Origin of the sequence: Paenarthrobacter sp. AB444, from assembly GCF_028736865.1 — a bacterium.
GTDB lineage: Bacteria > Actinomycetota > Actinomycetes > Actinomycetales > Micrococcaceae > Arthrobacter > Arthrobacter nicotinovorans_B.
On the sequence record NZ_JAQZBY010000001.1, the window covers coordinates 123,928 to 140,622 of the forward strand.

A 16,695-nucleotide genomic window follows, 5' to 3' on the forward strand; every position below is an offset into this window, starting at 1 on the left:
GAGAATTGGAAGAGGCCTTTGGAGCGTGATGATTCAGCTGTGACACGAGAGAACAGTCCCCTGCAGCGGGTGCCCGGGGAACCGGACGCTGTTTCCAGCGACCCCGAAGTCCACAGCATCACCGACGCAGCTGCTGCCCACTCCGAGGATATGCGCGAGCGGATGATCAAGTACGCCGTCGCCATGGGCATCCGCATGGTCTGCATCATCCTGATTTTCGTGGTGGATGGCTGGTTCAAAATCATCGCCATCGCAGGCGCTGTCTTCCTGCCATGGTTCGCCGTGGTCATTGCCAACGGCAACGACAAAGCCGAGGCGCCCAGCGACTCCCTCCTCGATTACGTTGCGGTTCCCGAAATCGAACGTTCGGATGAGCCCGCGGATGACCCGGAGAATGGGGCGCCAACGGTGCTTCAGGGCGAGCTGGTCGATGACGCGCCTGCCGACGGCGGAGCGGAACCAGACACGGAAAAACATGCAGGACAGGCCGGGCAACCCGGCGACGAACGGGCGGCTTCATGAATATCTTCAACCTTGGCGGCGCAGGCTTGGCCGACCAGGAATCGGCGCGCGCCACGGGAACGGCCATGTGCTCCCGGAAAGGGTGCCGCCAGGATGCCCAGTGGCAACTCCTGTGGAACAATCCGCGCATCCACACCCCTGAGCGGCGCAAGGTGTGGCTTTCCTGCGGGGACCACCGGGAATGGCTTGAAGAGTATCTGCAGACCCGTGGGCTTTGGAAAGAGACCGTCCCTTTCGCGGACGGTTCAACAGTGAACGAGGCTCACTGAATGTATCGGTTCCTTTTCTCCAGCAAATGGCTGGGGTACTTCGTTTTGGCCGTGATCTTCGCAACAGCGTGCGTGTTCCTTGGCCGCTGGCAGATGGACCGGCGGGCGGAGACATTGGCCGAAATCAACCGGGTTGTCACCAACTATTCGGCAACACCGGTCCCCTATGCCGAGATCAAGGACCAGTTCGGTTCGCTCGATCCCGAGCGGGAGTGGACCCAGGTTCAGCTGCGGGGCTCCTACGACACCGAAGGGCAGCGGGTAGTCCGTAACCGTCCGTTGAACGGCCAGCCAGGTTACGACGTCGTGGTTCCCTTCCGCCTGACTACCGGCGAAGCAGTAGTCATCGATCGCGGCTGGCTGCCGATCGGCAACAACACTCCTGGCCGTCCCGACGTCGTCCCCGCGCCTCCCGTAGGTGAGGTCACCGTGATTGCCCGCTTGAAACCGGCCGAACCAAAGTTGGACCGTGGAGCGGTGGAGGGCCAGCTCGCCTCCATCGACCTGGCAAGCTTTGCCACGGAACTCCCGTATCCCATCGCCACCGGCGCCTATGGGCAGCTCGCCAGTGAAGACCCCGCCGTGCAGCCCATGCCCACCCCGTTCCCCAAACCGGCCACCGAGGAGGGAACCCACCTGTCGTACTCCCTGCAGTGGTTCGCATTCGGGGTGTTGATGTTTATCGGGTTCGGCTACGCCGCGCGTCAGCAGGCGCGCAACGCTGCCATCGATGCCGAGGACGAAGAAGACGAGCAGATCGTGGCCGCCGGAGCGGTAGCGCGCAAGCGTGCTCCAGCACCCCGGAAGGGCAAACGGCCAACATCGGAGGAAGAGGAAGACGCCATCCTGGATGCCCAAGGCTACTGAGAACATTCCGGCTCCTGTCCTGAACGTCAAGTCGGCGTTGACCACAGCAGGCGTTGACGACACTGTCCGGATCTTTGAGACGCAAGTGCCCACCGCGGCAGCAGCTGCGACGGTCCTGGGATGCGACGTCGCCGCTATTACCAACAGCCTGATCTTCGAACTCGACGGCGGGCCGCTGCTCATCCTCGCCAGCGGCGCGGCCAAAGTGGACACGGCCCTCGTGGCGGCCCAGTTGGGGACGGCAAAGATCCGCCGGGCCACGCCGGATTTCGTCTTGCAGCATACAGGCCAGGAGGTGGGCGGAGTTGCGCCCGTGGGCCATCCAGCGCCGATAAGGACTATCCTGGACGCCTCGCTTCGGGAACACCCAGTGCTCTGGGCAGGCGCCGGAGACCACCACTCGATGTTCTCGATCACCTACCGGGATTTGGCCCGGATTACCGGCGCGGAAGAACTCCGCGTCCGGTAACCCGTAGCTGGGCTTAGGCCAGCGTGATGAGGTCCAGGTAATCCTCGTTCCAGTGGTCCTCGACGCCATCCGGAAGGAGCACGACGCGCTCCGGGTTCAACGCTGACACAGCACCCTCGTCGTGGCTGACCATGACGACAGCGCCGGTGTAGTTCTTGAGCGCGCCAAGAATTTCTGCGCGGCTGGCCGGGTCAAGGTTGTTGGTTGGCTCGTCCAGGAGCAGCACGTTGGCGCTGGATGCCACGATGGTGGCAAGCGCCAAACGCGTCTTTTCACCGCCGGAGAGCACTCCTGCGGGCTTGTCGACGTCGTCTCCCGAGAACAGGAACGACCCCAGGATGCCCCGCACTTCGGCGTCCTTCATGTCCGGTGCCGAGGACCGCATGTTTTCCAGTACGGTGCGTTCGTGATCCAGCGTTTCGTGCTCCTGGGCGTAGTAGCCCACTTTGAGACCGTGACCTGGGATGATGTCGCCGGTATCGGGTTTGTCTACCCCGGCCAGCATGCGCAGCAGGGTGGTCTTGCCCGCACCGTTGAGTCCCAGGATGACCACCTTGGAACCACGGTCGATGGCAAGGTCCACGTCCGTGAAGATTTCGAGGGAACCGTAGGATTTGCTCAGGCCCTCGGCGGTGAGCGGCGTCTTGCCGCAAGGCGAAGGATCCGGGAAGCGCAGCGCCGCCACGCGATCGTTCTCACGAACTGCCTCGAGTCCGCCAAGCAGCCGCTCGGCGCGTTTGGCCATGTTTTGTGCCGCAACAGCCTTGGTGGCTTTGGCTCGCATCTTGTTGGCCTGGTCGATCAGGACCTGTGCCTTCTTCTCGGCGTTGGCCCGCTCACGCTTGCGGGCGCGTTCGTCGGTTTCGCGCTGCTGAAGGTAACGCTTCCAGCCCATGTTGTAGTAGTCGATCTGGGCCCGGTTGGCGTCCAGGTGGTAGACCTTGTTGACGGTGGCCTCGAGCAGTTCAACGTCGTGGCTGATCACGATGAGGCCGCCCTGGTGGTCTTTCAGGAAGTCGCGAAGCCAGGTGATGGAGTCCGCGTCCAGGTGGTTGGTGGGTTCATCAAGCAGCAGGGTCTCAGCTGAGGAATACAGGATACGGGCAAGCTCGACACGACGGCGTTGACCACCGGAGAGGGTCTTCAGCGGCTGGTTGAGGATGCGCTCAGGCAGTGCGAGGTTGGAGGAGATCGCGGCTGCTTCGGCCTCGGCGGCGTACCCGCCGCCGGCCAGGAATTCGGCTTCGAGGCGATCGTAGCGGCTCATGGCTTTGCGTTGGACTGCCGCGTCCTCGCTGGCCATTTCCTGCTGTGCCTTCTTGAGTTTGCCAACAACCACATCCAGGCCCCGTGCCGAGAGGATGCGGTCCCGGGCGAGCTGCTCCATGTCCGGGGTCCTCGGATCCTGAGGCAGGTAGCCAATTTCGCCACTTCGGGTCACTTTTCCGCCAGCAGGCAAACCCTCTCCGGCCAGTACGCGGGTGAGGGTTGTCTTGCCGGCACCATTGCGACCGACAAGGCCGATCTTGTCGCCCTTGTCCACCCTGAAGTTGACTTGGTCCATGAGCAGGCGTGCGCCGGCGCGGAGTTCGAGTTCCTGGACGGTAATCAATTCGGGTGATGCCTTTCAATGGGGAACGCCTGCGGGGCCGGTGGGCCCAGTGACTGCGGCGGGGTATGGCTGTGAGAACAGCCTGTCCAAGTCTACCGGCACCCTGGACGCGGGTAGACATCCTCCTCAAGCAGCGGAAATTGTGTCAACGTCCAAAGTTCGACCGAACACCGTTGTAGGGTGGCTCCAAAATCCGCATCGCTCCGCATCCGTATTCTCGATCCCAGGGGAAACAACCACTCGTCATCGCACCACTTTGATCCGTTAGGACCTGTCATGAGCAAGACCGACCCGGCCGCCGCCGACGCCACTTCCGCGAACGTCACCGTGCGGCCCGCCGCCACACGCAAACGCTGGAACGCAACCGACCTTGGCCTCATCGCCGTTTTCGCCGCCCTCGTGGCGGCGTCGTCGATCGTTCCAGGCATTCCGGTGGGGGCTCTTGGGGTGCCAATCACCCTGGCGACCCTGACCGTCATGCTGAGCGGACTGGTTCTTGGCGCCGGTCGCGGTTTTGCCGCCGTCGGGCTTTATGTGCTCTTGGGCCTGGCAGGTTTGCCCATCTTCAGCGGCGGCCGCAGCGGGTTGGGGATCCTCGCCGGACCCTCTGCGGGATACATCATCGCTTTCCCGCTGGCGGCAGCGGCCGTCGGCTACCTTGCCGGGGTCGTGATCCGCAGGACGGTCAAGTACCGGGGACTGTGGCTCTTTGCCGCAGCCATGGCCAGCAGCATCGTAATCGTCCACGGCCTGGGCATCGTGGGCATGATGGTCAACGCGAAACTCGACTTCGGCAAGGCACTCCTGGCCGACCTGCCCTTCCTTCCAGGAGATACCCTCAAGAACGTCTTGGCGGTGGTCATCGCGTTGGCCATCCACAAGGCTTTCCCCGACGTCCTGGTGCGCCGGGTCAAGAAGAGGTCATGAAAACCATCAATTTCCGCGGAGTCTCGGTGCGTGTCGCCGTAGACTCCAGCGATATGCCCAAAACACTCCTGCAGGATGTTTCCCTGGAGCTCAAAGAGCGTCGGATTGGTGTCATTGGTGCCAATGGGTCGGGTAAGTCCACTCTTCTGCGGCTCCTGAACGGCCTGGTGGAGCCTTCTGAGGGAAACGTCGTGGTGCATGGCCGCGACACGCTCTCAGACGTGCGGCGGGTCCGGGCGAATGTTGGTTTTGTCTTCACGGATCCTTTGTCGCAACTGGTGATGCCGACGGGCAGGGAAGACGTTGAGCTGTCCCTGCGCCGCTCCATCAAGAACTCCACAGAACGGGCCACCCGCGCCGAAGAGGTGCTGGACCGCTTTGGCCTTCTCCGAGTGGCAGACCAGAGTATCTACGAGCTCTCTGGCGGGGAGCGCCAGCTGTTGGCGCTGGCTGCGGTACTGGCAGTCGATCCGGGGGTTCTGGTTCTCGATGAGCCCTCTACACTTCTGGATCTGCGTAACCGGGAGCTTTTGCGCCGGACCATAGCCGGACTGGAGCAGCAGGTCATCATGTCAACACATGACCTCGACTTGGCCTTGGACATGGACCGGGTCTTGGTGGTGGAAGAGGGCCGCATAGTGTTCGACGGCGGCGCGGCCGAAGGCGTCGAGCGTTACCGTGCGTTATGCGCAGCTTCCGTCGATGGGCTGCCGTTGAATGGAACGCTGCCATGAGGGGCCATGGCTTCCTGTTGGCGAACCATGTTCCAGGAAACTCCCTTCTCCACCGCGCTCCCCTCTGGCTGAAGTTCCTGGTGGTCGTGGCCTGCGGGACGGCCTCATTCCTGATTGTGGACTGGGCGGTCTCCCTTGCCGCCTTTGTGCTGATGTCCTTGCTGTTCCTTCTCAGCGGCGCAGGCATCAAGCGATTGCTGCGCACCCTTTGGACAGTGGCGCCCATACTGCTGGCCATAGGCCTCTTCCAGTGGTGGCAGCTGGGCGGTCCCACAGCGGCCCGCATCGTGCTCAACGTGCTCGTCTGTGTGGTGGCTGCATCCCTGCTGACAGTCACCACACCCGTGCAGGAACTGTTGGACGGGGTGGTTTCCCTTGCCACTCCATTCCGCCGGTTCGGCGCCGACCCGGAGCGCTTCGCCCTGACCATCGCGGTGATGCTCAGGAGCATTCCGTTTATCGCCGGGGCTTTTGCCGACGTGCGGGACTCGGCCCGCGCCCGCGGCCTGGAGAGGAATCCGCGGGCTTTGGTCCTGCCGGTGTTCATCACCACTGTGGCATACGCCAGGCAAACCGGCGACGCCTTGGCCGCACGCGGATTGGGAGAGGCGGAGGAAAGACCGTGAGGGACTACAACCGGGTGTAGCGCAGGAGGCTGGCGGTGCCCATACCTCCGGCGATACTGATCATCGCCAATGCGAGGGCAGCTGTTCCTGTCTCCTGGTACCGTGCGCGGGCCTGCGCCAATAGGCGGGTTACCAATACCGCGCCGGACGCACCGTAACCATGCCCCAGTGCCAACGCACCGCCCTCCAGATTGGCCTTTACAGGATCAACACCAACATGTTCCAAGCACGCGATGGTCTGCGAGGCGAACGCCTCATTGAACTCCACCAGGTCCAGGGCTTCGGCTGACATCCCGTGGCTGGCGAGCAGCCGTTCGGCGGCGTAGGCTGCCCCGATCCCAAGCAGTTCCGGATCAACTCCGGCGGTATCGTTGCCGAGCACTTCCAAGCCGTCCACCGCACCCAGGGTGCGTGCCCGGGCCAGGGACGTAATGACGACGGCGGAGGCCGCGTCGGCGTCGAAGCAGGAATTTGCTGCCGTGACGGTTCCCCCGGGAACGAACGCCGCCGGGAACCGGCCCATGAGGGCGGGCCGCAGCGTCGCCTTGGGGCCGTCGTCGGCAGTTACCGGCGCACGCGCGCCAGCCAGCGGGACGATCTCGTCGAAGAACTTGCCCGTTGCCGCAGCCTCGACGGCGCGCCGATGGCTGCGCAGGGCATACTCATCCTGCTGTTCGCGGGTGACGGCAAAGGTCCTGGCGACATTTTCCGCAGCGACACCCATGTCCGGGTCGCCGAACTGTTGCGGGACAAAGGTGGCCCGTGAATAGAAGTCCAGGCCGCCGTCGTCGTTCCTGTTGGCCCGGGCCGGGGCCGTGCTGATGCTTTCGACGCCGCCGGCAAGGAACACCGGATCACCGCCGGCAGCCACAAGCCTCGATGCCAAGGCGATGGCGTCCAGGCCGGAACCGCACTGACGGTCGACGGTGATTCCAGGCACGGTGACGGGCAGGCCCGCCTCAAGCGCGGCATACCTGGCGAGGTTACCGCCGCCGCCCACTGCATTGCCGATGATGACGTCGTCAATGTCCGCCGGGTCCAAACTTGTTGTTTCCAGCAGCGCCCCCAGCACAGGCGCCAGCAATTCAGGGGCGGCGAGGTGTTTGAGTTGCCCGTTGGCCCGGCAAATCGGCGTCCGGAGGGCAGCGATGATGACGGGTAGGCGGGACGGGTCGGTTTCCGACGCTGCGTTAGCCAAGGATTTGGGCCCGCGGGTCGTGGTTCTTGATCCAGTCCAGGAGCACTTTGCGGCTGACTTTTCCGCGGTCGGTCATCGGCAGCTCGGACAGCAGGTAATACTGCAGCGGCCATTTGTCCCGCGCCAAAAGGCCGTCAAGACCCGTGCGGAGCTGCGTGGCTGTCACGGCACCATAGGCAGGAACGACGCCGGCGATCACCTTTTGCCCGCGGACATCGTCAAGTGCGCCGGCGGCGACCGCAACCTCGATGCCCGGAACGGAGGCCAGGGCCAGTTCCACCTCATGGGGATACACGTTCTTCCCGGACGTGACGATCATGTCCGATCGGCGGCCAAGTATGTGGAGCACTCCGTCCTGCACGTAGCCCTGGTCCCCTACGGTGTACCAACCGTCGAGGCATCGCAAGGCCTGGCCGTCGTCGCCCCAAAGGTAGCCGTTGCTGACCATGCCGCTGCGTACGCTGATGTTGCCGTGCGATCCGTCAGGCAAGGCGTGACCGGCATCGTCAAGGATGCGCAGTTCCACGCCGGGAAACGGGCTTCCGATACCTGTGCCCCCGGCATCGAGCGGCTCACCGGCGGACAGGCGCGTCCCGGACACGAAACTCAGCTCCGACGCGCCGTAGTACTCATAGATGGCGGCATGGGGTGCCCATCGACGGGCGGCCCCCAAGGTGCGTGCGTCCAGCTTCGATCCGGCACAGATGATGCTGCGGATTCCCGAGGCATCCACGTCACCGGCCAAGCCCCTTTCGCTCAGCAGGCGGAGCATGGTGGGTGCCAGCACCAAGCGGGTGATGCCGTCATGGCTGATGGCCGCGTGTGCGTCCCCCACATCGAATGAGTCAAGGGTGTGGAAGGCGGCGCCAGCATAAAGGCACTCGGACAAGGCATAAAGATTAAGGCTTGCCGAGAGAGGCCCCGGCGCCAAGGTGTGGTCATCTGGAGAGAGTCCGAAGAACTCAATGGAAGCTTCGAACGAGACCTGCCACGAGCGCCGGGACCGGGTAAAGGCTTTTGGCACGGAGGTGGTGCCTGACGTCAGGCCAACCAGGAAGGTGCTCGAAGGATCTCCGTCGCCAAGACTGTCCCCCGCAGCAGGCCCGGAGTCGACGATACGGGAGGCAACTTCCTCGATCATGGGTGCGGGCCAGTGAGGGTCAAGGACAGCGCATCGCCGCTCCCCCGCGACTGCGGCGGCATACCGCTCAACGAAGCGAACCGAGTTGGGCTCGGCAAGTACTGTGGTGGCTCCGGTGGCACTCAAGAGCTGCGTTGCTGCGTCTCGAAGTCCGGCCCAGGTAATCCGGCTGGTGCCCACGACGACAGCGGTGTCGTGCGGGCGCTCATCAGCCCAGAGGTTGAGTTTGTCCAGGAAAGGCATCCAGCCAATTTTACGGCAGTGTCCGGCGCCCGGCAGCAAAAGTGACGTCTATTCTGGCTGTATGAGTTTCAATGATGGCGCGCAGCTTGACCCGTCCCAAGTGGAGGACCGACGTGGCAGTGGTGTGGGGAGGGGGACCAAGATCGGTGGTGGCATCGGCGGAGGCATCGTAGTGCTGCTCTTGGCCCTCTTCGGTATCAACCCCAATATCCTGGGGGACCTCGGCGGCGGAACAGCGCCTCCTGCCATCGACAGCGGCAGTGGTTCCGGAGGTGTGCAGGAATGCAAGACCGGGGCCGACGCCGACAAACGGCTCGACTGCCGGATCACCGGAACGGTCAACAGCCTGAACGCCTTCTGGCCCGATTACCTCGCCCAGTACAACGTGAAATACTCCAAGCCCGGAACTGTCATCTTCGACCAAGTAACGAGCACCGGATGCGGCCAGGCCACAACGGCTGTCGGTCCCTTCTACTGCCCTGCCGACGTCAAGGCGTACTTTGATCCGGGCTTCTTTGACGAACTGGTAACGCGCTTCGGATCCTCGGGCGGACCGCTGGCCCAGGAGTACGTTGTGGCCCATGAATTCGGACACCACATTCAAAACATTCTCGGCAATCTCGACCGCGCACAGCAGGATCCTCAAGGTCCCCAGTCCGGCGGAGTGCGAGTGGAGCTGCAGGCCGATTGCTACGCCGGCCTCTGGGTGCGCTACGCCTCCACGCAGGCCGACCCCGCAACCGGCAAGCCCTTCCTGGATCCCATCACGCAGCAGGATCTGCAGGACGCGTTGTCTGCTGCTTCCGCGGTGGGCGACGACAGGATCCAGCAGGCCGCAACCGGGCGGGTTTCGCCCGAGTCGTGGACCCATGGCTCCAGCGCGCAGCGTCAGAAATGGTTCTCACAGGGTTACAGCACCGGTGACATCAACAAGTGCGACACCTTCGGGGTTGCCACGCCATAGCTTGTCCCGCGGGATGTTGCCTAACAAACAAGGAAGGGTTCCGGGTGCAATACCCGGACCCCTTCCTTTATGCCTTTCAGCAGGCTAAGCCGTTGATCAGATGTTGAAGCCGAGGGCCCGCATCTGGTCCTTGCCGTCGTCGGTGATCCGTTCCGGACCCCATGGCGGCATCCATACCCAGTTCAGGCGCCAGTCATCGACGATGCCGTCCAAGGACTTGCCAACCTGTTCTTCCAACACGTCCGTCAGCGGGCAGGCCGCAGTGGTGAGGGTCATGTCGATCAGGAGGGCGCCGTCGTCGTCGGAGTACTTCAGGCCGTACAAAAGGCCCAAGTCCACGACGTTCACCCCAAGCTCGGGGTCGATGACGTCCTTAAGCGCTTCCTCGACGTCCTCGAGGCTGGTGCGCGCAGCGTTGATTTCGGTCATAAGGTGATCCTAACTAGGCCTGTGCGGCAGGAGCAACAGCGACGCCGGCACCTGCGGCGTAGCGGTCGTAGCCTTCTTCTTCGAGGCGCTCTGCGAGCTCGGGGCCGCCCTCTTCAACAACCTTGCCGTCGACGAAGACGTGGACGAAGTCCGGCTTGATGTAGCGGAGGATGCGGGTGTAGTGCGTGATGAGCAGGGTACCCATGTTGCCTTCGGCGTGTGCGCGGTTGACACCTTCGGAGACAATCTTGAGCGCGTCGACGTCGAGGCCGGAGTCGGTCTCGTCAAGGACAGCAAACTTGGGCTTGAAGAGCTCGAGCTGAAGGATCTCGACGCGCTTCTTCTCGCCACCGGAGAAGCCTTCGTTGACGTTGCGCTGGGCGAAGTCGGCATCGATGCGCAGCTGCTGCATGGCTGCCTTGACGTCCTTGGTCCACGTGCGCAGGGCGGGTGCCTCGCCGTCGATCGCGGTCTTGGCCGTACGCAGGAAGTTGGTCATGGTGACACCCGGAACTTCTACCGGGTACTGCATGGCCAGGAAGACGCCGGCGCGGGCACGCTCGTCGACGCTCATCTCCAGGACGTCTTCACCGTCCAGGGTGATGCTGCCGCTGGTGACCGTGTAGCGCGGGTGGCCGGCGATGGTGGAAGCAAGGGTGGACTTGCCGGAACCGTTGGGGCCCATGATCGCGTGGGTCTCGCCGGTCCTGATGGTCAGGCTGACGCCCTTCAGGATCTCCTTGGTGCCCTGCTCCGTCTCGATGCTGACGTGCAGGTCCTTGATCTCAAGAGTAGACATGCTCTTCTTTCTTTCCGTTCGTAAGTCTGGCGGTACTGGGCGCTCAGTAATTGTTGACAGGAGCGCCGTTCACAACGTTGGTCACGTCCACGTACACGTCTTCGCCATCGATGGTGACGGCGAAAACAGGGACCGGATCGTAGGCAGGCAACTGGAGCGGCTGGCCACTGCGCAGATCGAATTGGGAACCATGCCCCCAACATTCGATTGCGCAGCCCTCGACCTCTCCCTCGGACAAGGAGATGTCAGCGTGCGAGCAGGTGTCTCCGACGGCGTGGATTTCGCCCATCGAGTCCTTGACGATGGCTACCGGGTAGTCATCGATCAGGACGCGCAACGCCTGCTTGACCTTGATGTCATTGGCGTTGCACACCAATTCGCCCTTGATGTGATCACTCATGCTTGTCCTGTTGGCCTGTCCTGGTTGTTGGTGGACGTTAGTTGTCGGTTTCGGCGAGCTCGCGCTCAACGGCGTCGGTCAGTCGTTCTTCGATGGCCGGTACCTTGATCTTCTGGATGATCTCGTTGAGGAAGCCGCGGACTACCAAGCGACGGGCGACATCTTCCGGGATGCCGCGGGCCATCAGGTAGAACAGGTGCTCGTCGTCGAAGCGGCCCGTGGCGCTGGCGTGGCCAGCTCCCTCGATGAGGCCCGTTTCGATTTCCAGGTTGGGAACGGAGTCCGCGCGGCAGCCATCGGTCAGCACCAGGTTCTGGTTCTTCTCGTAGCTGTCGGTGCCTTCGGCGTTCTTCTGGATGAGGACGTCACCAACCCACACGGTGTGCGCGCCTTTGCCCTGGAGTGCGCCCTTGTAGAGCACGTTGGAGACGCAGTTGGGCTGCGCGTGGTCAACGTAGGTGCGGTGCTCAAGGTGCTGGCCGGCGTCGGCGAAGTACAGGCCGAAGAGCTCCACTTCGCCGCCGGGAGCTGCGAAGCGGGCCGTCGGCGTAACGCGGACGAGGTCGCCACCGAGGCTGACCACAATGTGCTTGAACTTGGCGTCACGGCCGATCTTCGCCTGCTGGGATGAAGCGTGGACGGAATCGTCGTTCCACTCCTGCAGCGAGACAACCGTCAGCTCGGCGCCGTCCTCAAGGACGATCTCCACATTCTCGGAAACAACCGCAGAACCTTCATGGCCCAGGACCAGGACGGCCTTGGAGAACTTCTCAGCCACAACCACAACGTGCTGGGCAGCGGCATCCGTACCGGCGCCCGAGAGGGTTACGGTGATCTCCGACTCAAGGGACGTCTCCGAGGGAACCGTGATGACGGTGGCTTCCTTGAAGTTTGCCCAGGCGTTCGCGGAGACGCGGTCCTCGGGAATACCTGCCTGGCCGATGCGCTGGTCATCGCGGCCGACGGTCTCAACCGTCACGCCCTCGGGAGCGTTGACGGACACAGCGGGAGCAGCGCCGGTCAGGGCTTCGCTGTGCAGCCCGCGAAGGCGGCGCAGCGGGGTGAACCGCCAGTCCTCTTCCAAGCCGGTCAGTGCCTTGAAGTCCTCAACGTTGTATGAGGTGAGGCGGCCGGCGCGGGAGCTGTCCGGGACGCCAACGCCGCCACCGTGCGAGTGACCCTTCGCCGAAGCACCGGCTAGAGGACCGCTGGAGGGCTGTGCCGCCGTCGGGCTGTCCGCGTTGATGGGCGAGAGGTTCTCGCCTTCTTCGGTGAAGCCGTCGATAAAGGGCTGTGCTGAGGGCGCGCCGATGCGTGCCTTTTCAGTAGTGATATCAGTCATTGTTAACCGACGGATCCTTCCATCTGAAGTTCAATCAAGCGGTTGAGCTCGAGGGCGTATTCCATGGGCAGTTCACGGGCGATCGGCTCGATGAAGCCGCGCACGATCATGGCCATTGCCTCGTCCTCCGGCATGCCGCGGGACATCAGATAGAAGAGCTGTTCTTCGCTGACGCGGGAAACGGTTGCCTCGTGGCCCAGTACGACGTCGTCCTCACGGATGTCGATGTACGGGTAGGTGTCCGAACGCGAGATGGTGTCCACCAGGAGGGCGTCGCAACGGACGGTGTTGGCCGAGTGCTTGGCACCTTCGCGGACCTGTACCAGGCCGCGGTAGGCCGCACGGCCCCCGCCACGGGCCACCGACTTGGAGATGATGGAGCTCTTGGTGTTCGGAGCGATGTGAACCATCTTGGAACCGGTGTCCTGGTGCTGGCCCTCACCGGCGAATGCGATGGAGAGGGTTTCACCCTTGGCATGCTCGCCAACGAGGTAAACAGCCGGGTACTTCATGGTCACCTTGGAACCGATGTTGCCATCGACCCATTCCATGGTGGCGCCCTCTTCGCAGATGGCGCGCTTGGTGACGAGGTTGTACACGTTGTTGGACCAGTTCTGGATGGTCGTGTAGCGGACGCGGGCGCCCTTCTTCACGATGATCTCCACAACAGCCGAGTGCAGCGAATCCGAGGTGTAGATCGGAGCCGTGCAGCCCTCGATGTAGTGCACGTAGGAGTCTTCGTCAGCAATGATGAGCGTGCGCTCGAACTGGCCCATGTTCTCCGTGTTGATGCGGAAGTAGGCCTGCAGCGGGATATCCACGTGGACACCCTTGGGAACGTACACGAACGAGCCACCGGACCAAACGGCCGTGTTCAGCGAAGCAAACTTGTTATCGCCCACGGGGATGACGGTGCCGAAGTACTCCTGGAAGATTTCCGGGTGTTCCTTCAAAGCGGTGTCGGTGTCCAGGAAGATTACGCCCTGGGCCTCCAGGTCTTCGCGGATCTGGTGGTAGACAACCTCGGACTCGTACTGGGCCGCGACACCGGATACCAGGCGGCTGCGCTCAGCTTCCGGGATACCCAGCTTTTCGTAGGTGTTCCGGATGTCCTCGGGAAGGTCTTCCCACGTGGCTGCCTGCTTCTCGGTGGAGCGCACGAAGTACTTGATGTTGTCGAAGTCGATGCCCGAGAGGTCTGCACCCCAGGTGGGCATGGGCTTGCGGTCGAAGTACTTCAGACCCTTGAGGCGCAGATCGAGCATCCATTCGGGCTCGCTCTTCTTGTCGGAGATGTCACGGACAACCTCCTCGTCGAGGCCACGACGGGCATTGGCGCCAACGTCGTTCTTGTCGGCCCAGCCGTACTCGTAGTTGCCGATACCGTGCAGCTCGGGATTCTTTTCCAGAATCTCCGAGATTACAGTGCCGTCAGCTACCGCCTTCTCTGCTGTTCCTTCAGCTAATTGACCCGTCATCACGGCCTTTCTTGCTGGTTGTTTGATTCCTGGGACAGGTTTCCGGTCTGCGCTTCAGTGCCTGGGAGCACTGTGGCAGCCGGTCGCCCGGTAGGTATGTGGGTGGTGCAGACGTGACCGCCTTGCGCCAAGGTGGACAGCCGGCGGACATCGACGCCGACCAGCCGGGAAAACACTGCGGTTTCGGTATCGCAGAACACCGGAAATTGGGCAGCGAGCTGCTGGATGGGGCAATGTCCTTGGCAAAGCTGGACACTGGACAAAGCCGCGGGCAAGGGAGCTTTGGCTTCGATCGAATGGGCGGAGGCTACGAAGCGGTCGCGGCTCAAGGCTTTGGACAACGCCAGGGCACGCGCCGTGATGTCATCACCGGCCGCCTGGACCTCAGGTGCGTAACGGCGTTCCATCTCCGCGAAACGCTCTTCGGCGTATTCCCGGACTGCGTCTTCGCCTGCAAGCTCCTGCAGGCGCTTGAGGGCAGAGCTCGCGATGTTCAGGTAATCATCGCCCAACTTGGACTGCCCCTGGGAGCTGAGCACGTAGCGGCGTGCAGGACGTCCGGCGCCTGAACCGGCCTTGGCGACCCTTTTGACCTCGATCACGCCACTGCGCTCCAAGTGGTCCAGGTGCCTGCGGACAGCAGCAGGTGTGAACCCTAGAAGATCCCCCAGTTCGGCAGCGCTGACCGGACCATTCTCGAGGACAGCGCTCAGGACGCGGTCCCGCGTGCGGTCATCCGCGTCCGGCAACGACGGGGCACTCAAGGCCTCTGCCGTTGCAGCATGCCGCTTTGGAGGCATGGATATAGGACTGCTCATGGAATACACAACACAATCATGTCGTAATTTGTTTCATGCATCCAGTAAGGCAAGACTGACCTTGGCTTCGCCGCAAAGTGTGACCGTACTACTTCACGTAGAATACTTTGGTGCGATCACCCGAATCTCCCGTCCTCATCATAGATGGACTCATCAAGGACGTAGGCCCCTTGGCTTCCCTGGACGGCAAAATGCTTCGGGTGGTCAGTGGACTTTCCCTGGTGGCTGAGCGTGGCCAGATCACCGCCCTTCTTGGTGCCAACGGAGCCGGAAAGACCACCACTCTCGAATGCGCCCAAGGCCTGCAAAAGCGAACGGGCGGCAAGATCTCCCTCCTCGGATCGGATCCCGATACCGCAAGTGCCCAGTTGCGCGCCCGGGTAGGTGTGATGCTCCAGGACGGTGGCCTGCCGCCGTCGGCCCGTCCCATCCCGCTGCTGCGGCACGTCGCCGGCATGTACAACAACCCGATGAATGTCGACGCCTTGGTCGAACGGCTGGGCATCAACCAATTCAGCAGGACCGGTGTGCGGCGGCTTTCGGGCGGCCAGAAACAGCGGCTGGCGTTGGCGGCGGCACTGGTGGGAAACCCCGAGATCCTGTTCCTCGATGAGCCCAGCGCCGGTCTGGATCCGCAGTCAAGGCAAATGGTTTTCGACCTCATCGCCGAACTGCGCGATGCCGGCATGGGTATTGTGCTGACTACGCACCTGATGGACGACGCCGAACGGCTGGCGGACTACGTCTACATCATCGACGGCGGCCATAACGTGGCCGAAGGGACCGTGGCCGAGCTCCTCAGGCACGACCACTCAGCCGACCCGGCGTCGTCGGACCGGACCCTGTACTTTGATGCCCCTGCCGGACTGGACTTCACCGGCGTCGTTGACGGCGGGCTCCGCATCACCGAATCGCGTTCCGGAAGCTACTCCATAACGGGCGCCATTACTCCCACCGACCTCGCACGCCTGACGGCCTGGTGGGCGGAACGGAACATTATGCCGGCCTCGCTCCGACTCGAAGCGCGGAGCCTGGAAGACGTCTTCCTCGATATCTCCGGAAGGGATCTGCGATGAGCGGGCTTCTGACTCCCAACGCAGGGCCGGCATCCTTGCCGCGCCGCATCATGCAGCAGGGTCGATACGAAACAATCACCATGCTTCGCAACGGTGAACAACTGATTCTGGCCGTTGTCCTTCCGCTGATGGCACTGGTGGGGTTGGTCGTCACTCCCCTGCTGGATGGCCCCGGCGCCTCACGCGTTGATACCGCGACGCCGGGCATCCTGGCCCTTTGTGCGATGTCAACCGCCTTCACCGGACAGGGCATTGCCACAGGGTTTGATCGCCGCTACGGAGTTCTACGGTTCCTGTCCACCACGCCGCTTGGCAAGGGCGGGCTTATTGCAGGAAAGATCCTTGCCGTGCTGGTGGTCCTCTGCCTTCAGGTCCTGGTAGTGGGGGCGGTGGCCGGATTCCTCGGATGGCAGCCCCGTGCGGAAGCCTGGCTTCCAGGGTTGGGCCTGCTGGTCCTCGGCGCAGCAGCCTTCACTGCTTTGGGATTGCTGGTAGCAGGCACCGTTCGGCCCGAGGCTACGCTTGCCATCACCAACTTGCTCTGGATCCTGCTTGGCGCGCTGGGCGGAATCGTTGTACCGGCGGACCGCCTCCCGGCCGCGCTGCAGGGCATTGTGCATTTCCTGCCTTCGGGCGCCCTCGGCCAAGGCTTGCGCGATGCGTTTTTGCTTGGCACGGTATCCCTCCCTGCTGTCCTTGTCCTCCTGCTGTGGACTGTCGTGGCCGGCGCAGCAGCCATCCGCTGGTTCAAGTGGAACTAAGCACATCCGAACAGAACTAA

At 62.9% G+C, this 16,695-nt stretch carries 19 protein-coding genes; 10 read left to right on the forward strand and 9 right to left on the reverse strand.

The window, feature by feature from the left end:
• The first annotated feature begins 18 nt into the window (after positions 1-18).
• From PQ627_RS00575 to PQ627_RS00590, 4 genes are read left to right on the forward strand one after another with little or no spacing between them, the layout of a single operon-like run.
• Complete coding sequence (locus PQ627_RS00575) at positions 19-522, forward strand: DUF3099 domain-containing protein (RefSeq protein WP_274257799.1); 504 nt, start codon at positions 19-21, stop codon at positions 520-522.
• Positions 519-791, forward strand: coding sequence for a hypothetical protein (locus PQ627_RS00580; protein WP_144658796.1), 273 nt, complete (start codon positions 519-521; stop codon positions 789-791). The genes PQ627_RS00575 and PQ627_RS00580 overlap by 4 nt, the downstream gene beginning before the upstream one ends.
• Positions 792-1,658 carry an SURF1 family cytochrome oxidase biogenesis protein gene (locus tag PQ627_RS00585; RefSeq protein ID WP_274257803.1) on the forward strand — a complete coding sequence of 289 codons (867 nt, stop codon included), beginning with the start codon at positions 792-794 and terminating at the stop codon, positions 1,656-1,658.
• Complete coding sequence (locus PQ627_RS00590; RefSeq protein ID WP_274257805.1) at positions 1,642-2,127, forward strand: YbaK/EbsC family protein; 486 nt, start codon at positions 1,642-1,644, stop codon at positions 2,125-2,127. Before PQ627_RS00585 ends, PQ627_RS00590 begins: the two co-directional genes overlap by 17 nt.
• Positions 2,128-2,140: 13 nt before the next feature.
• Here PQ627_RS00590 and PQ627_RS00595 read toward each other — a convergent pair whose 3' ends face one another.
• Positions 2,141-3,739 (reverse strand): ABC-F family ATP-binding cassette domain-containing protein, encoded by a 1,599-nt coding sequence (locus PQ627_RS00595; RefSeq protein ID WP_274257807.1) that lies wholly within the window; start codon positions 3,737-3,739, stop codon positions 2,141-2,143.
• A 276-nt stretch (positions 3,740-4,015) separates the two neighbouring features.
• Here PQ627_RS00595 and PQ627_RS00600 point away from each other — a divergent pair, with 276 nt between their 5' ends.
• Genes PQ627_RS00600 through PQ627_RS00610 form a run of 3 tightly spaced genes read left to right on the forward strand, consistent with a single transcriptional unit; the run spans position 4,016 to position 6,026 of the window.
• A complete protein-coding gene (locus PQ627_RS00600; protein ID WP_274257809.1) occupies positions 4,016-4,666 on the forward strand; it encodes a biotin transporter BioY in 651 nt (216 codons plus the stop codon).
• Positions 4,663-5,400, forward strand: a complete 738-nt coding sequence (locus PQ627_RS00605) for an energy-coupling factor ABC transporter ATP-binding protein (protein ID WP_274257810.1) — start codon at positions 4,663-4,665, stop codon at positions 5,398-5,400. The genes PQ627_RS00600 and PQ627_RS00605 overlap by 4 nt, the downstream gene beginning before the upstream one ends.
• Entirely contained in the window at positions 5,397-6,026 is a 630-nt protein-coding gene (locus PQ627_RS00610) for an energy-coupling factor transporter transmembrane component T family protein (protein WP_144658790.1), read from the forward strand. Before PQ627_RS00605 ends, PQ627_RS00610 begins: the two co-directional genes overlap by 4 nt.
• Positions 6,027-6,030: 4 nt before the next feature.
• Here the strand turns inward: PQ627_RS00610 and PQ627_RS00615 are convergent, their stop codons facing one another.
• Both PQ627_RS00615 and PQ627_RS00620 read right to left on the reverse strand, forming a co-directional pair.
• Positions 6,031-7,224 (reverse strand): thiolase family protein, encoded by a 1,194-nt coding sequence (locus PQ627_RS00615; RefSeq protein ID WP_274257811.1) that lies wholly within the window; start codon positions 7,222-7,224, stop codon positions 6,031-6,033.
• Positions 7,217-8,608: a class I adenylate-forming enzyme family protein gene (locus PQ627_RS00620; RefSeq protein ID WP_274257813.1), complete on the reverse strand. Its 1,392-nt coding sequence runs from the start codon at positions 8,606-8,608 to the stop codon at positions 7,217-7,219. The genes PQ627_RS00615 and PQ627_RS00620 overlap by 8 nt, the downstream gene beginning before the upstream one ends.
• A 61-nt stretch (positions 8,609-8,669) precedes the next feature.
• Between PQ627_RS00620 and ypfJ the strand changes: the two genes are divergently transcribed.
• On the forward strand, positions 8,670-9,572 hold the full coding sequence (ypfJ, locus tag PQ627_RS00625; protein ID WP_274257814.1) for a KPN_02809 family neutral zinc metallopeptidase: 903 nt from the start codon (positions 8,670-8,672) through the stop codon (positions 9,570-9,572).
• A gap of 96 nt (positions 9,573-9,668) precedes the next feature.
• On the opposite strand, the gene PQ627_RS00630 is transcribed toward ypfJ, so the two are convergent.
• From PQ627_RS00630 to PQ627_RS00655, 6 genes are read right to left on the reverse strand one after another with little or no spacing between them, the layout of a single operon-like run.
• A complete protein-coding gene (locus PQ627_RS00630; RefSeq protein WP_144658786.1) occupies positions 9,669-10,001 on the reverse strand; it encodes a metal-sulfur cluster assembly factor in 333 nt (110 codons plus the stop codon).
• Between the two features lie 13 nt (positions 10,002-10,014).
• A complete protein-coding gene (gene sufC, locus PQ627_RS00635) occupies positions 10,015-10,800 on the reverse strand; it encodes a Fe-S cluster assembly ATPase SufC (protein ID WP_274257816.1) in 786 nt (261 codons plus the stop codon).
• A gap of 43 nt (positions 10,801-10,843) precedes the next feature.
• On the reverse strand, positions 10,844-11,200 hold the full coding sequence (locus PQ627_RS00640) for a non-heme iron oxygenase ferredoxin subunit (protein WP_144658784.1): 357 nt from the start codon (positions 11,198-11,200) through the stop codon (positions 10,844-10,846).
• Positions 11,201-11,237: 37 nt separating this feature from the next.
• Positions 11,238-12,542, reverse strand: a complete 1,305-nt coding sequence (gene sufD, locus PQ627_RS00645) for a Fe-S cluster assembly protein SufD (RefSeq protein WP_262274976.1) — start codon at positions 12,540-12,542, stop codon at positions 11,238-11,240.
• A gap of 2 nt (positions 12,543-12,544) precedes the next feature.
• Entirely contained in the window at positions 12,545-14,020 is a 1,476-nt protein-coding gene (sufB, locus tag PQ627_RS00650) for a Fe-S cluster assembly protein SufB (protein WP_144658782.1), read from the reverse strand.
• Entirely contained in the window at positions 14,020-14,838 is an 819-nt protein-coding gene (locus tag PQ627_RS00655; protein WP_274257818.1) for a helix-turn-helix transcriptional regulator, read from the reverse strand. The genes sufB and PQ627_RS00655 overlap by 1 nt, the downstream gene beginning before the upstream one ends.
• Positions 14,839-14,948: 110 nt before the next feature.
• On the opposite strand from PQ627_RS00655, the gene PQ627_RS00660 reads away from it, so the two are divergent.
• Positions 14,949-15,914: an ABC transporter ATP-binding protein gene (locus PQ627_RS00660; protein ID WP_274257820.1), complete on the forward strand. Its 966-nt coding sequence runs from the start codon at positions 14,949-14,951 to the stop codon at positions 15,912-15,914.
• Entirely contained in the window at positions 15,911-16,675 is a 765-nt protein-coding gene (locus tag PQ627_RS00665; protein WP_274257822.1) for an ABC transporter permease, read from the forward strand. Before PQ627_RS00660 ends, PQ627_RS00665 begins: the two co-directional genes overlap by 4 nt.
• The last annotated feature ends 20 nt before the right edge of the window (positions 16,676-16,695 follow it).